This window comes from Methylosinus sp. KRF6 (assembly GCF_018887255.1).
In the GTDB taxonomy this organism is placed as follows: Bacteria; Pseudomonadota; Alphaproteobacteria; order Rhizobiales; family Beijerinckiaceae; genus Methylosinus; species Methylosinus sporium.
Genome location: NZ_JAHLJF010000001.1, coordinates 782219 through 795907, shown reverse-complemented (window position 1 = coordinate 795907; position 13689 = coordinate 782219). Strand labels below are relative to the sequence as shown.

Genomic DNA, 13689 nt, shown 5'->3' with positions numbered 1-13689 from the left:
AATTTCTCGCCGATGCGCGACCGTTCCCGGGGCGCGTCGGCCCTCGCCGGACATAGTCGATGTCGGATGAGAAATCGCGATTCTTCGATCGTTTGTTTCTGCGCAGCCGGCGCGAGCTCATCGGCTATTTCGCGCGCCGCGTCGGGCGCGAGGACGCCTCCGATCTGCTGCAGGAGACTTTTGTGCGCGCATTGCGGAGCGAGCGTTTCGAGCTGGCGGCCGATCCGCCCTCGCTGCTGCAGCGCATCGCCGTCAATCTGGCGCGCGATCACGCCCGCCGCCGCCGCACCGAGGCCAGATATGTCGCTTTCGACGCCGACGCCGAAATGGCCGTCGCGACCGGCGCCATGCCCGACGCCCGCCTCGAGGCCGAGGAGAAATGGCGCTTGCTGCGCGAGGCCGTCGACGCCCTGCCGCCGCGCTGCCGCGACGTTTTTCTCCTCTATATGCGCGAGGGGCTCGGCCTCGGCGAGATCGCCGAGCGGCTGGGCGTTTCGCGCAATATGGCGCAAAAGCACATGCGGCTCGCCATGGCGCGCTGCTGGGCGGCGCTGGAGTAGATTTTTGCGCGAGCGACCTCCTTTTTCCTCGGCTCGCGCGTGGTGTTCGGGGCAGGCCGCCGCTCGCTCGCCTCGGGCGTCGGCGCGGCTCTGCGACGGGTGAGGTGATGTCGAAGACGAAATCCGCCATTCGCGAGGCGGCGATCGACTGGTGGCTGCGGCGAAACGAGACGACGCTCTCGCGCAAGGAGCAGGCCGCCTTCGAGGCCTGGCTCGCCGCGGACGACGCCCATCGCGCCGCCTATGAGACGCTCGCCGCGCTCGGCGATTTCATGGCTCCGCGCTGGCCGGGCGCAGGGCCCCAGCGCAAGACGAAGCGCCGGCGGCGCAAGGCGGGCGCGGCGGCGGGCCTCGCTCTTCTGGCGCTGTTCTTCGCCGATGAGATCGCGCTGCGGCTCACGGCGGATGTCCTCACCGGCGCGGGCGAGACGCGGCAGGCGACGCTCGCCGACGGCTCCCGCATGGAACTCGATTCGCTCAGCGCCGTGGCTCTTCACTTTACCCAGAGCGAGCGGCGGGTGACGCTGATCGCGGGCGAGGCCTGGTTCGATGTCGCGCCCGATCCGGCGCGGCCTTTCGTCGTCGAGGCGGCGGGCGGAACCGCGACCGCGTTGGGCACGGCTTTCGACGTCGCCATAGAGAACGGCCGCGCGCGCGTGACTGTGACCAGCCATAGCGTGCGCGTCGCCGGCGGCGGCGGCGCGGTCACGGTCGAAGAGGGGCGGCAGAGCGCCTATGGGCCGGGCGAGGCGGCCGAGGCGCCCGAGCCCGTCGATCTCGCGCGCGCCACCGCCTGGCGGCGCGGCAAGCTCATGTTCGAAAATCGGCCGCTCGGCGAGGTGGTGCGCGCGCTCGGCCGCTATCATCGCGGCTTCGTCTTTTTTGCCGATCCCGCCTTGAAGGCGCGGCGCGTGACCGGTGTGTTCAACGCCCAGGACCCGATCGCCGCGCTCGACGAGATCGAGACGTCGCTCGGCCTCCATGCGACCCATGTCACCAAATATCTGACGATCGTGCGCGAATAGCCGCGGCGCGAGAAATATTTTTTCGCGCCGACCTCCTTTTTCGCCGTCTGCCGCGTGGAGGCCCGACACAGGGGGACGAAAACCGTCCCCGGCACGGAAGAGGCGGCGAGATGGCGGGTCGGGAAAAGCGCGAGGGTTTCGGAGCGGGCGAAGCAAAGATGGGTTCGACGCTGGCGATCGCCGCAATCGGCGCTCTGACGCTGGGTTCGGGAGTTTCGGACTCGCCGGCGCAGGCGGCTATTTCGCCGCAGGAGCGCTCCGGCCTCGTGCAGAACTATCGCATCCCTTCCGGCCCGCTGCCGGGCGCGTTGAACGCCTTCGCCGATCTCAACGGCTTGCAGATTCTCTATGACGCCGACGTCACCGGGCGATTGAAGACGGTGGGGCTCGACGGCGATTTCGCGGTGGACGAAGGGCTCGACCGTCTGCTGTCGGGAACGGGATTGTCGTGGCGCTTCGCCGCCAAGGGCAAGACCGTGTCGATCATACTGGCGCAGAACGATCGCGGCGTGACGAATGACGCGATCGGTGCGGAGTCGCTGCCGGCGATCGACATCGGCGCCGACAGGGGGAAGGTGAAGCCCGCGGCGGCGGGCGCGCAGGGGCCGGGAGACAGATCGACCGGATACAGGCCCAGCGCGACCGCGCCGACGACCTTGAAGACCGATGCTCCGCTGATGCAGACGCCAATGTCCATTCAGGCCGTGACGCGTCAGACGATGGATGACCAGCAAGCGATCACTTTCAGAGACGCTCTCGTCTCCAATGTCAGCGGCGTCACTCTCACGCCGAATTTTTTCGACAATGTGGTCAAGGTTCGCGGCTTCCAGGCCAACACCTTCAAGAACGGATTGCTGGAGTTTCGCTTTCGGCATTTCGATACGACCAATCTGCAGTCGCTCGACGTCGTGAAAGGCCCGGCGGCCATGCTCTTCGGCCGTATGGAGCCGGGCGGTCTCGTCAATATGGTGGTCAAGCGCCCGCTGGAGACGCCCTATTATTCGGTGGAGCAGCAGATCGGCTCCTACGGGCTGACGCGCACGATCGTCGACGCGACCGGGCCCGTCACGGACGACAAATCCATACTCTATCGTTTCAACGGCGAATTCTTCCGCTCCGGCTCCTATCGTGACGTCATCAACGATCGCAACGTCTTTCTGGCGCCGACGATCACGCTGCATCCGATCGAACAGTTCCGGATGAACATCGATTTCGAATACGACAATAGAACCTGGGTCGACGATTATCCGATCTATCCGGCCGTCGCCGGAGGCCCGGCCAATATTCCGCGCAGCCGCTATCTCTCGCCGGCCTTCATCACCGCGCGATTTCCCGACAATATGGACAAGAAGCGCATCGCCTTTGACTGGACTTATGATTTCCTGCCGGGATGGAGCCTGACGAACCGTCTCAGCTACTCCAATGCGGGATATCAGACCAATAATGGATTCCCGTTCGGATTCAATCAGGCGACTGGCGTTCTCTCTCGCTTTCTGACGTATCTCCCGGGCTACACCGATAAGAATTTCGCGACGAATCTCGATCTGAAGGGAAAGTTCACGACTGGCCCGCTCGAGCATTCGATCCTGGCCGGCTTCGATTATTTCAACTATTTCACGCCGATGTATGCGGGCCTGTCCGTTCTCGGCAGTTCGGTCAACATCTACGCGCCCAACTATTGGCAGTTCGAGAATCTCGCCCAGGCGCAGACATACACCGTCCTCGGGCAGAAATGGACCGGCGTCTATGCGCAGGACACGATCTCCTTCCTCGACGACACGGTTCATGTGCTGCTCGGCGGGCGATACGACTGGGCGGAGACATGGCAGAGCCGCTACCGCACCTCCGCCGCACTCGCGAACGCGACCTATTGGGCGAGCTACGACAAAGGCTTCAGCCCGCGAGTCGCGGTCCTCTATCAGCCTTGGCCCTGGTTGTCGGTCTATGGCAATTTCACGCAGTCGCTGGGCGCGAACCAGGTCACGACGCAAGGTCTGACCTTGCAGCCGCAGAGAGGCGAGCAATTCGAAGGCGGCCTCAAGGCCGAATTCTTCGACAAGCGGCTGCTGCTCACAATGGCCTATTTCGACATCACCAAGACCAACGTCCCGGTGACGGACCCGAGCAATGCGGCCAACACGCTCACCATCGGCAAGGCGCGCAGCCAGGGCTTCGAGCTCGATCTGACCGGGCGCATCGACGACAATTGGAGCGTCATCGCCAATTACACCCATAATGATGTGCGAACCATCATCGGCACCGCCACCGATCCCGTCACCGCTTATAATCGCCAGATCGCGGTTGCCGGCAGCATTCTGCCGGGCAGCCCGCGCAACTATGGCAATCTGTGGGTCAAATATGACGCCGACGGCGATTTGCGCGGATTGAGCGTCGCGGGAGGAGTCAATGTGAGCTCGGACCAGCTCGGCGACCCGGCGAATTCCTTCGTCCTGCCGAGCTATGCGCTGCTCAACGGCATGATCGCCTACACGACGAAGATCGCAGGTTTCAACGTCACCGCGCAATTGAACGTCAAGAACATCACCGACACGGTCTATTACCCTTCGGCGGGCAGCCGCACGACGATCATGACCGGGGCGCCGCGCACCTTCCTCGGTTCGCTGCGCGTGGAGTTCTGATCGGAGGGCGCCGGGGACGGGAGATTCATGCTCGCTGCAAAAAAAATCTTTCGTCCCGAGGTTCCTTTTCGCCTTTTCGCGCGTCTTATAAGATAGGCGGCGCCCTCGAAAATTTTTGCGGACGGCGGAACGCCCGGCCGAAGAGCGGAGGAAGTCGAGATGCGGAAATTGCGATATATCGGATTTGCGGCCGCGGCGGCCGGCTATTTTTGCGTTGTTTCCGGGTCGGCTCTCGCCGCCTCCGGCGAGGCGAAGCCGGTTTCCATCTCTTTCGCGCTGGTGAACGACGGCAAGGAGGTCGGCTGCGGCGCTCCGCTCGCCAATCTGGGAACCGGCCATCTTTCCGCCAAGCTCCACGAAGCGCGCCTTTATGTCTACGGCTTCAAGCTGATCGACGCCAAGGGCAAGCGCACGCCGGTGGCTCTGGATCAGAGCGAATGGCAATATGGCGATGTCGCTCTGCTCGACTTCAAGGATGCGCGCGGCGGCAATAGTCCCTGCACGCAGGGCAATCCGGCCAAGAATACGACCATCGTCGGCAAAGCGCCGGCGGGCTCTTATGTCGGCCTCGAATTCTCGGTCGGCGCGCCGGTGGAGACGATCGTCGACGGCAAGCCGGTCTCGATCAATCATTCCAATGTCGAGACTGCGGCGCCGCCGCTCGATGTGGTCGGCATGGCGTGGAACTGGCAGGCCGGCCGCCGCTTCGTCACTTTCGAGGTCGATCCGGCGACGCCGGTCATCAAGGCGGACGGCTCCAAGACGCGCAGCTGGATGGTGCATATCGGCTCGACCGCCTGCAAGGGCAATCCGGCGACCGGCGAGATCGTCGCTTGCGCGCATGAGAACCGCTTCACCGTCGCGCTCGATCGTTTCGACCCCAAGACGCAGCGCGTCGAATTCGATCTCTCCAAGCTCCTCGAGAATTCCGACATCGTCGCCGACAAGGGCGGCGCGGTCGGCTGCATGAGCGCGCTCGACGATCCCGAATGTCCGGCTGTTTTCTCTGCGCTCGGCCTCAATCTCGGCGACAGCGCCGCGGGCGCCGGCGACGCCGGCAAGCAGACCAAGCCCGGCGTCTCGCCGATTTTCAAAGTCGGCGCGACGGCGGCGAAAGTCGTGGGCGCGAAGCAATGAGGGGGGCGCCGTTCTTCGGACTGATGCTCGCCGTCGCGGCGGCCTTCGCCGCCTCGGCCGAGCCGGCCAAACAGGCGGCCGACAAGCGGACAGCGGCCGAGCAGACGGAATGGAAATGGGAGCTTCCCAAATATATTCCGCCGCCGCGCGTCCCCGCCGACAATCCCATGTCGGAGGAGAAGTTTCAGCTCGGACGGCGCTTGTTCTTCGACAAGCGCGTCTCCGGCAATGCGACGATCTCCTGCTCCTCCTGCCATTTGCAGGAGCGCGCCTTCACCGACGGGCGCGTCGTCAGCGTCGGCTCCACCGGCGACAAGACGCCGCGCAATGCGCCGTCCATCGTCAATTCCGGCTGGCGCGCGACGCTCACCTGGGCCAATCCGGCGCTGGTGACGCTGGAGCGCCAGATGGAGAATCCGCTCTATGGCGAGCGGCCGATCGAGATGGGCGTCAATGACGCCAATAAGGCGGAAATCGTCGCGCGCTTCCGCAATGATGCGGATTATGTGAAATGGTTCGCCGCCGCTTTTCCGGAAAAGAAGCCGGCCGAGCAAATCTCTTTCGAAACGATCATCAAGGCGATCTCGGCGTTTCAGCGCGGCGTCGTCTCCTTCGACAGCCGCTACGACCAATATCTGCAAGGCAAGATCAAGCTCACGGAGGCGGAGCAGCGCGGGCACGATCTTTATTTCGGCGAGAAGGCGGAGTGTCATCACTGCCATGGCAGCGTCGATCTCGACGATCAATTCGTGCACGCCAAGACGCGCGAGGCGGAAACGCCTTTCCACAATACGGGCCTCTACGACATAGACGGCAAAGGCGCCTATCCAGAGCCCAATCGCGGCCTCTATGACGTGACGCAGGACCCGGACGATATGGGCAAGTTCCGCGCGCCGAGCCTGCGCAACATAGCGATGACCGCGCCCTATATGCATGACGGGACGGTGGCGACGCTCGAAGAGGTCATCGATATCTACGCGCGCGGCGGACGCAAGATCGAGACGGGGCCGGCCAAGGGCGACGGCGCGCTCAATCCGCTGAAGAGCCCGCTGATCGTCAAGATCGATCTTTCGCCGCAGGAGAAGGCCGATCTGCTCGCCTTTTTGAAGGCGCTGACCGACGAGAGCCTGCTGACCTCTCCGCGTTTCTCCGATCCGTGGAAGGCGCAGGCGGCGAAGAAATAATTTCCGCGAGTCGCCAATCGGCGACTCGCGTTTTCGTTTCGATGGCGCGCGCAGGGAACGGGTCTCAGGGAATGACGGAGATCGTTCCGCTCATATGAGAATGCAGCCCGCAGCGAAAGGATACTTCGCCGGGGCGCGGCAGCGTGACGCGGAAGCTCTCGTCCTCGTCCATTTGCTCGGGCGAATGGAAGATTTCTTCCTTGCCCATTGCGCCGATGATCGAATGGGGCGCTTGATCGCGATTGACGAAGACGATCGTATCGCCGGCTTTGACGGTGAGATGCGCGGGCGTGAATGCGAAATTTTCGATCCGCACCTCGGCCGCGACGGAAGGGCCGAACGAGAGAGCCGAAGCGGCGAGAAGAGCGCGCGTTCTCACACGAAGCCCGCAGCGATATTGACGGTGAGCGCCAGAACGGCCGTATTGAAGAAAAAGGCCAATACGCCGTGAACGAGCGCCACGGCGCGCATCGTCGCGGAAGAGATCGAGACGTCCGCCGTCTGCGAGGCGACGCCGATCACATAAGCGAAATAGAGAAAATCCATATAGCCTGGCTGCTGCGCGCCCGGAAAGATCAGCCCGCCGCGCAGCTCGGACGGTCGGTCCGGCGCGCTGGCGCGCTCGAAATAATATTCATGCGCATAATGGAGCGCGAAGGTCAGATGCACGAACAGCCAGGAGAGCACGACGGTCAGCACGGCGAGGGAAATATGCGCGTGCTTTGAAAATCCCTCGAGATTTTTGACCGGGCCGAGCTCGGCGACGATCGCGCCTATGGAGGCGCAGGCGGTGGCGATGGTCATCACCAGAATGACCAGCCGGCCCTCGTCCTGCAATTGCGCGCGGCGACGCATGGAGATCGGCGTCGAGCGAGCCATCAGCTCGGCCGAGAGCAGCAAATAGAGAGTGACGAATACGTCCCAGCCGACGAGCGCGCGGGTGACTTCCCGCCAGCTCCCCGGCAATAGGAGACCGACGGCGGTTCCCGCGAGAACGCAGAAAAAAAGCCGGGCGCGCGCTTTGGCGACGCGCCACAGCAGCGGGCGGCGGCGGCGAGGACCGTTCGTCTCGCCGGAGAGGTTCAGCGCGCCGCTCAATTGCTGCGCAACGCGACGAAGCGGGCGGCCTCTGCGAGCACGCCGGTCGCTGCGCCGAGCCCGGTCTCGCCGAGCGCTTCTATGGCGGCTTCCACCAGAGCGTCGCGCCGCTCGCGCGCCTTGTCGAGGCCGAGCAGGCCGATCAGCGTCGCCTTGTTGCGCTCGGCGTCCTTGCCGGCGCGCTTGCCGAGAGCGGCCTCGTCGCCCTCGGCGTCCAAAATATCGTCGGCGATCTGGAAGGCGGCGCCGAGCGCGTCGCCATAGCGGCCGAGCGCCGCGGCCACGGGCGCCGAGGCGCCGCCCAGAATGGCGCCGAAATCCACCGAGATCCGCAAGAGCGCGCCGGTCTTCATCGCTTGCAGGCGGAGCGTCTCCTCCTGCGAGAGCGGGCTCGAGGCTTTTTCGGCTTCGAGGTCCAGCGCCTGGCCGCCGACCATGCCGCCGAGCCCGGAGGCGCGCGCCAGCGCCAGGACGAGGCGGGCGCGGATTTGCGCATCGGCGTGGGTCGCCGGATCGGCGAGGACGTCGAAGGCGTAAGTCAGCAGGCCGTCGCCGGCGAGAATGGCGGTCGCCTCGTCGAAGGCCTTGTGCGCGGTCGGGCGGCCGCGGCGCAGATCGTCGTCGTCCATGGCGGGGAGATCGTCATGGGCGAGCGAATAGCAATGGATCATCTCGATCGCCGCCGCCGCGCGGCGCGCGCTCTCGCCCTCGACGCCGAAGAGCCGGGCGGATTCGAGCGCCAAAAAGGGCCGCAGCCGCTTGCCGCCGCCGAGCGCGACATAGCGCATCGCCTCGAGCAGCCGCGCCGGTCGGGCGATTTCGCCGGGAAGCGGCTCTGCGCCGAGCAGCGTGGCGAGCGTGGACTCGGTCGCGCCGGCGGCCTCGTCGAGGCGGCGGCGGAAGTCTGCGTCTTCGGTCATAGCTGCGTCGCCGATCATGGGGCCCTTTCCCGAGAAAATCATTCCATCTGGTCCCGACCTAACAAATTTGCGATCAATCCCCAAGTGGGGGAGCGCTAGGGGGAGCGGTCGGGGAACGGCCCGCGCAGGGGCGAGAGACCACGAGGATACGGCAGATATGAGCGTTTCTTTATTCGAACCTTTTCGTCTCGGTGATCTTTCGCTGGCCAATCGCATCGTCATGGCGCCGCTGACGCGCCGTCGCGCCACACATGGGACCAACGCCGCCAATGCGCTGATGGCCGAGCATTACCGCCAGCGCGCCTCGGCCGGCCTCATCATCGCCGAGGCCTCGCAGATTTCCCGGCAGGGGCAGGGCTACGCCTTCACCCCGGGAATCTATTCGCCCGAGCAGATCGCCGGCTGGCGCGAGGTGACGGACGCCGTTCATGGGGCCGGCGGCCATATCGTGCTGCAATTGTGGCATGTCGGGCGCGTGTCGCATGTCTCGTTGCAGCCCGGCGGCGGCGCGCCGGTCGCGCCCTCCGCCATCGCTACGACGAAGCAGGTGGCGATCGAGACGGGCTTTGTCGATTGCTCCGCGCCGCGGGCGCTGGGGCTGGACGAAATCCCAGGGATCGTCGACGATTATCGCAAAGCCGCGCGCAATGCGAAGGAGGCGGGTTTCGACGGCGTCGAGATTCATTGCGCCAATGGCTATCTGATCGACGAATTCTTGCGCGACGGCTCCAATGAGCGGACCGACGCCTATGGCGGATCGCCGCAAAATCGCGCCCGCTTCGGCCTCGAGGTCGCGGACGCCGTGCTGGAGATTTGGGAGCCTTCGCGCGTCGGCGTTCGCATCTCGCCGGTGAGCCCGGCGCACGACATGGCGGACAGCGATCCGCAGACGGTCTTCGGCTATTTCGTGGAGAAGCTGGCGGAGAAGAAGCTCGGCTTCCTTCACGTTATCGAAGGCGCGACGCAAGGGCCGCGCGATGTCGCGCCTTTCGATTATCTCGCTCTGCGCAAGAGCTTTCCCGGCGCCTATATCGCCAATAACGCCTATACGCTGGAGCTCGCCGAGGAGACGCTCGCGAGCGGGCGCGCCGATCTCATCGCTTTCGGCCGGCCGTTCATCGCCAATCCCGATCTCGTCGAGCGCCTGCGCCGCCGCGCGCCGCTCGCGGAGGTCGATCGCGAGACGATCTATGCGGCGGGCGCAAAGGGATATACGGATTATCCGACGCTGACCGCGTGAGCGGCAGGGCTCGTTTCTCCTCATGGGGAAACGAGCCCGATGGCGCTATTGGGCCTTCTCCTGGCCGCCGCCATGATCCGGGCCATGATCGGCGCCATGACCGTCTGCGCCATGACCGCCGTCGCCATGATCCGCGCCATTTCCCTGATGCATCCGATGCATGGATTTCATGTGGTCCATCATCATCTGCTCATGCATCTGACGCATCTCATGCATCATCTTGCAGCAGCCCTCATGGCCTCCGCCGCCCTGCTGCTCGGGAGCGACGGGCTTGGTCTCCACTGTGGTTTCGGCGAGCGCCGGCGCGATCGTCGTCGCGGTCAGCAGCGCCGCCGCCAATAGGGGAATGATCTTTCGCATGGCGTCGCCCTCGCTATCGTCGGCCTCCCTTTACGAAGTGGTCGTTCCCGCGAGAATCTCAATGCGGCGCTTCGTCCTATTCCCCTACGAACTTTCCGCAGGCCCGCGAGCAAATCGGCTCTCACGAGCGAGTCAGCTCTCCGGCGCGGCGACGGTTTCACAGGAAACGGAACGCAGACGCTGCTCGGCGCGATCACGATCGCTCGCGCGCTTGGCCAGCGAGCGCATGAGCACGAAGCCGCGCATCGAAGGCGCCGTCACATGCACTTGGCTCGGCGGCGCTTCCTCGTCTTCTCCTTCCACCGCTTCGATCTGGCGCGCGTCGCCGACCAGCACGTCGATCTTGCCTTTGATCGCGGAGCGATCGGTCGCGGAATGAAAAACGCGGCCGGTGCGCGCATGAAAGGAGAGAGCGATCAATTCCTCGGGATCGGCGTCGGCGCGCACGCGCATCATCCCTTTGGAGAGATCGAAGAGACAGACGCCGTCGACGAAAGCGGAATCTTCGAAAGGCATGACTTCCGCGCCAGGCGCGGCGCGCGGCAGCAGAGCGACGCCATTGGGCGTCGTCTCGGCGCTCTGCGCCGCCGCGGCGAGGCGCGCATAGGCGTTGCGCGGCGCGAGCTCCGGCATCAGCAGCACGGAGACGATGTGAACGGAGCCCGCGACGCAGACGGTCGCGAGCGCCCAGGGCAGCCAGTCGAGATAGGTGCGAGATGTTTTCATGCGCAATGCAGCTTCACGATCTTCGGAAATGTCGCAGGGTCGGGCGCCGCTTCGATGTCGAGCGGCGTGTCATAGAGGCGCAGCACCAGCGTGAAAGGTTCTTTCGCTACGGGCAGCCAATTGCCCGGACGCGCCTGCGGGCCGATCTCGATCGCGAAGGCGCCGCCCTCGCGACGCAAAATTTCGCTCGAGGTGAAGGCGTGGCGACCGGCGGGATTGTCGATGAGCCGCCCCGCGGCGCTGGTCGCGCCGAGCGTCCAGAAGCGCGCCGTCGGCGTCGAGTCGGAGAGGCGGTAATCGCAGCGTCCATCGAGCGGCGCGCCGTTCGAATCCGTATCAGCGAAAAAGGCGAGGCCTTGACCATGGCCGAGCGGCGCCTCGCCCGAGCGCGCCAGCACGGCGCGCGCATAAGGATCGATATCGGAGCCGCCGTGGCGTGGCCAAGCGGTCCAGGGCCCGACATGCACCGCGCCGAAGCCGCGGCCGAGCCCGAGCGAAACGGCGGTGATCGCAAAGCCGAGCAGAAGACCCGCGATCATCACGGCGAAGGCCCGCACATAATTGATCATGCGAAATCCGTCAGCGCCGATCGGCGCGCTTGTCGGTGGGGGACGTCTGCGACGACGAGCCGGGGACGGAACGCTTCGGATCGTCGAGTTTCATCTTGGACTCGATCTGGCCGAGCGCCTCCAGCGCGCCGCGCGACAGCGCCGCGGGACGCGCCGGCGCGCCGAGCTCCAACGTCTTGGGCTGAGCGGCCGCCGCCGCCGCGAGCGTCGCCGGCGAAGCGAGGCCGCGGATCGGCTTGATGGCTATGCCTTGATGCGCATAGGCCATGATGTCGCGCCATGTCTTCGCCGGCAATGTGCCGCCGGTCATATTCGCCATACCCTCATTGTCGTCGTTTCCATACCACACGCAGCCGCCCAAATTGCCGGTAAAGCCGCAGAACCAGGCGTCTTTATAGCCGTTGGTGGTGCCGGTCTTGCCGATCACGTCGACGCCCGGGCCGAGATTGGCGCGCCCGCCCGTGCCTTCGTCGATCACGCGCTTCATCATCGTGTCGAGCTCGGCGACTTTCTCGAAAGGCACGACCTGCTCCTGCGGCGGCGCGTCGCGATCATGCTGATAGAGAATCTCGCCGCGACTGTTGCGCGCCTCCACGGTGGCGTAGGGCGTCGTCTTCTTGCCGCCATTGGCGAAAGCGGCGTAGCCGGCGGCATGTTCGAGCAGGATCACATCGCTCTGCCCGACGGGCAGAGAGGGCGTATCCTCGAGCGGCGTGGTGATGCCGAGCTTGCGGCATGTGTCGATGATCTTGGCGCGGCCGGCGCGCGAATCGCCATTGCCGATCGCGATCGACAATTGAATGGCGATGGTGTTGAGCGATTTGGCGAGCGCCAATGACAGCGGCAGCGAGCCGGCGTAACCGCCGCTGTAATTGTGGACGCAATAATTGCCGATGCAGGTCGGGCGGTCGGTGACGACCGTCGTCGGCTTGAATTTATTGCTCATCAGCGCGGTGAGATAGACATAGGGCTTGAAGGAGGAGCCGGGCTGGCGCGCCGCCTCCGTCGCGCGATTGAACTGGCTCGCGCCATAGTCGCGCCCGCCGACGATGGCGCGCACGGCGCCGTCGAGCTCCATGAAGGCGGAGGCGCTCTGCTTGGCGCGATAGGCGCGGCCGCTCTCGCGCAGATTCTCCTCCACCACTTCGTCGGCGCGTTTCTGCACATTGGGATCGAGCGCGGTGCGGATCGTCAGCACGCGGTCATCGCCGAACTTGCCGGCCTCGGCGAGGCGCTGCGCCTCCTTGAAGGCGAAGTCGAGATACCAATCCGGGCTCTGGTCGCGCTTGCGCTCGATGGGCGTCGCCGGATTGCGCTGCGCGGCGACGATCTGGCTCTGCGTCATGAAGCCGGCGTCGACGAGATTGTCGAGCACGTCATTGGCGCGGGCGCGCGCCGCGGGAAGATTGACATGCGGGGCGTATTTGGTCGGCGCCTTGAAGAGGCCCGCGAGCATGGCGGCCTCCGACAGCGACACGTCGCGCACCGATTTGCCGAAATAGAATTCCGCCGCCGCCTGAATGCCGAAGGCGCCGCCGCCCATATAGACGCGGTCGAGATAGAGCTTCAAAATCTCCTGCTTGGCGAGGCGCTGCTCGAGCCAGAGCGCGAGAAAGGCCTCGTTGATCTTGCGGGTGATGGTGCGCTCATTGGAGAGGAAGACGTTTTTTGCGAGCTGCTGCGTGATGGAGGAGCCGCCCTGCACCACTCCCGAAGAGCGCGCATTCACGGTGAGCGCGCGTCCCGTGCCGATGATGTCTATGCCGAAATGCTCGTAGAAGCGGCGATCTTCGGTCGCCAGCACCGCCTTGATCACATAGTCGGGATATTGATCGAGCGGCACGGCGTCGTCATGCTTGATGCCGCGCTGTCCGGCGACCGCGCCATAGCGATCGAGAAAAGTGATCGAGAGGTCCTGCTTCTTGAGCCAGTCGTCGCTGGTCATGCGCATGGCGGAGACAGACAGCGCCAGCGCGACAATGCCGCCGCCGAGCGCGAGCGTCAGCGACTCGCAGCCCAATTCCACCGCCGCCCGGCGCAGGCCGCGCATCTGGAATCGGTTCATGAAGGCGGAGAAATTCTCATAGGCCTCGCGCGCGCCGCGGCTCGAATCGAAGAGGCTCGAGTCGATATAGGCGTCGAGCGCCAGCAGCAGCCTTGCGGCCCGCTTGTATAAGCGCGAGGATCGAATAGTCTCGAGCAATTGCGCCGCTCCCTTGGGCCCTCCGGGC

13 protein-coding genes are annotated in these 13689 nt (G+C 64.9%); 6 read left to right on the top strand and 7 right to left on the bottom strand.

Annotation, left to right across the window (positions count from 1 at the left end; genetic code table 11):
- Window positions 1–59 precede the first annotated feature (59 nt).
- The 5 genes from KP010_RS03825 to KP010_RS03805 all read left to right on the top strand — a co-directional run bounded on the left by KP010_RS03825 (window position 60) and on the right by KP010_RS03805 (window position 6545).
- Window positions 60–560 (top strand): RNA polymerase sigma factor, encoded by a 501-nt coding sequence (locus tag KP010_RS03825; RefSeq protein WP_142863497.1) that lies wholly within the window; start codon window positions 60–62, stop codon window positions 558–560.
- Window positions 561–667: 107 nt separating this feature from the next.
- Complete coding sequence (locus KP010_RS03820) at window positions 668–1585, top strand: FecR domain-containing protein (protein ID WP_142863496.1); 918 nt, start codon at window positions 668–670, stop codon at window positions 1583–1585.
- Between the two features lie 110 nt (window positions 1586–1695).
- Entirely contained in the window at window positions 1696–4224 is a 2529-nt protein-coding gene (locus tag KP010_RS03815) for a TonB-dependent receptor (protein WP_246659902.1), read from the top strand.
- Between the two features lie 159 nt (window positions 4225–4383).
- Window positions 4384–5361 (top strand): MbnP family copper-binding protein, encoded by a 978-nt coding sequence (locus tag KP010_RS03810; RefSeq protein ID WP_166141519.1) that lies wholly within the window; start codon window positions 4384–4386, stop codon window positions 5359–5361.
- Window positions 5358–6545 (top strand): methanobactin export MATE transporter MbnM, encoded by a 1188-nt coding sequence (locus KP010_RS03805; protein WP_246659901.1) that lies wholly within the window; start codon window positions 5358–5360, stop codon window positions 6543–6545. The genes KP010_RS03810 and KP010_RS03805 overlap by 4 nt, the downstream gene beginning before the upstream one ends.
- Window positions 6546–6609: 64 nt before the next feature.
- On the opposite strand, the gene KP010_RS22600 is transcribed toward KP010_RS03805, so the two are convergent.
- The 3 genes from KP010_RS22600 to KP010_RS03790 are packed head-to-tail and all read right to left on the bottom strand — an operon-like array spanning window position 6610 to window position 8563.
- Window positions 6610–6924 carry a plastocyanin/azurin family copper-binding protein gene (locus KP010_RS22600; protein WP_185966529.1) on the bottom strand — a complete coding sequence of 105 codons (315 nt, stop codon included), beginning with the start codon at window positions 6922–6924 and terminating at the stop codon, window positions 6610–6612.
- Window positions 6921–7643 carry a DUF1345 domain-containing protein gene (locus KP010_RS03795; RefSeq protein ID WP_108916284.1) on the bottom strand — a complete coding sequence of 241 codons (723 nt, stop codon included), beginning with the start codon at window positions 7641–7643 and terminating at the stop codon, window positions 6921–6923. The genes KP010_RS22600 and KP010_RS03795 overlap by 4 nt, the downstream gene beginning before the upstream one ends.
- On the bottom strand, window positions 7640–8563 hold the full coding sequence (locus tag KP010_RS03790; protein WP_244594598.1) for a polyprenyl synthetase family protein: 924 nt from the start codon (window positions 8561–8563) through the stop codon (window positions 7640–7642). The genes KP010_RS03795 and KP010_RS03790 overlap by 4 nt, the downstream gene beginning before the upstream one ends.
- 157 nt (window positions 8564–8720) lie before the next feature.
- Here KP010_RS03790 and KP010_RS03785 point away from each other — a divergent pair, with 157 nt between their 5' ends.
- Window positions 8721–9803, top strand: a complete 1083-nt coding sequence (locus tag KP010_RS03785; protein WP_142863492.1) for an alkene reductase — start codon at window positions 8721–8723, stop codon at window positions 9801–9803.
- A 45-nt stretch (window positions 9804–9848) separates the two neighbouring features.
- On the opposite strand, the gene KP010_RS03780 is transcribed toward KP010_RS03785, so the two are convergent.
- From KP010_RS03780 to KP010_RS03765, 4 genes are all read right to left on the bottom strand, one after another.
- Window positions 9849–10163, bottom strand: a complete 315-nt coding sequence (locus KP010_RS03780; protein ID WP_142863491.1) for a hypothetical protein — start codon at window positions 10161–10163, stop codon at window positions 9849–9851.
- A gap of 132 nt (window positions 10164–10295) precedes the next feature.
- Window positions 10296–10889 carry a hypothetical protein gene (locus tag KP010_RS03775; RefSeq protein ID WP_142863490.1) on the bottom strand — a complete coding sequence of 198 codons (594 nt, stop codon included), beginning with the start codon at window positions 10887–10889 and terminating at the stop codon, window positions 10296–10298.
- Window positions 10886–11458: a DUF1214 domain-containing protein gene (locus KP010_RS03770; RefSeq protein WP_142863489.1), complete on the bottom strand. Its 573-nt coding sequence runs from the start codon at window positions 11456–11458 to the stop codon at window positions 10886–10888. Before KP010_RS03770 ends, KP010_RS03775 begins: the two co-directional genes overlap by 4 nt.
- Window positions 11459–11468: 10 nt before the next feature.
- Complete coding sequence (locus KP010_RS03765) at window positions 11469–13661, bottom strand: transglycosylase domain-containing protein (RefSeq protein WP_142863488.1); 2193 nt, start codon at window positions 13659–13661, stop codon at window positions 11469–11471.
- Window positions 13662–13689 lie beyond the last annotated feature (28 nt).

What these genes read in the sequence shown, in the direction of transcription:
- KP010_RS03825 (WP_142863497.1), top strand. Translation starts at nt 60, where the DNA reads ATGTCGGATGAGAAATCGCGATTCTTCGATCGTTTGTTTCTGCGCAGC.
- KP010_RS03820 (WP_142863496.1), top strand. Translation starts at nt 668, where the DNA reads ATGTCGAAGACGAAATCCGCCATTCGCGAGGCGGCGATCGACTGGTGG.
- KP010_RS03815 (WP_246659902.1), top strand. Translation starts at nt 1,696, where the DNA reads ATGGCGGGTCGGGAAAAGCGCGAGGGTTTCGGAGCGGGCGAAGCAAAG.
- KP010_RS03810 (WP_166141519.1), top strand. Translation starts at nt 4,384, where the DNA reads ATGCGGAAATTGCGATATATCGGATTTGCGGCCGCGGCGGCCGGCTAT.
- KP010_RS03805 (WP_246659901.1), top strand. Translation starts at nt 5,358, where the DNA reads ATGAGGGGGGCGCCGTTCTTCGGACTGATGCTCGCCGTCGCGGCGGCC.
- KP010_RS03790 (WP_244594598.1), bottom strand. Translation starts at nt 8,563, where the DNA reads ATGACCGAAGACGCAGACTTCCGCCGCCGCCTCGACGAGGCCGCCGGC.
- KP010_RS03785 (WP_142863492.1), top strand. Translation starts at nt 8,721, where the DNA reads ATGAGCGTTTCTTTATTCGAACCTTTTCGTCTCGGTGATCTTTCGCTG.
- KP010_RS03780 (WP_142863491.1), bottom strand. Translation starts at nt 10,163, where the DNA reads ATGCGAAAGATCATTCCCCTATTGGCGGCGGCGCTGCTGACCGCGACG.
- KP010_RS03775 (WP_142863490.1), bottom strand. Translation starts at nt 10,889, where the DNA reads ATGAAAACATCTCGCACCTATCTCGACTGGCTGCCCTGGGCGCTCGCG.
- KP010_RS03770 (WP_142863489.1), bottom strand. Translation starts at nt 11,458, where the DNA reads ATGATCAATTATGTGCGGGCCTTCGCCGTGATGATCGCGGGTCTTCTG.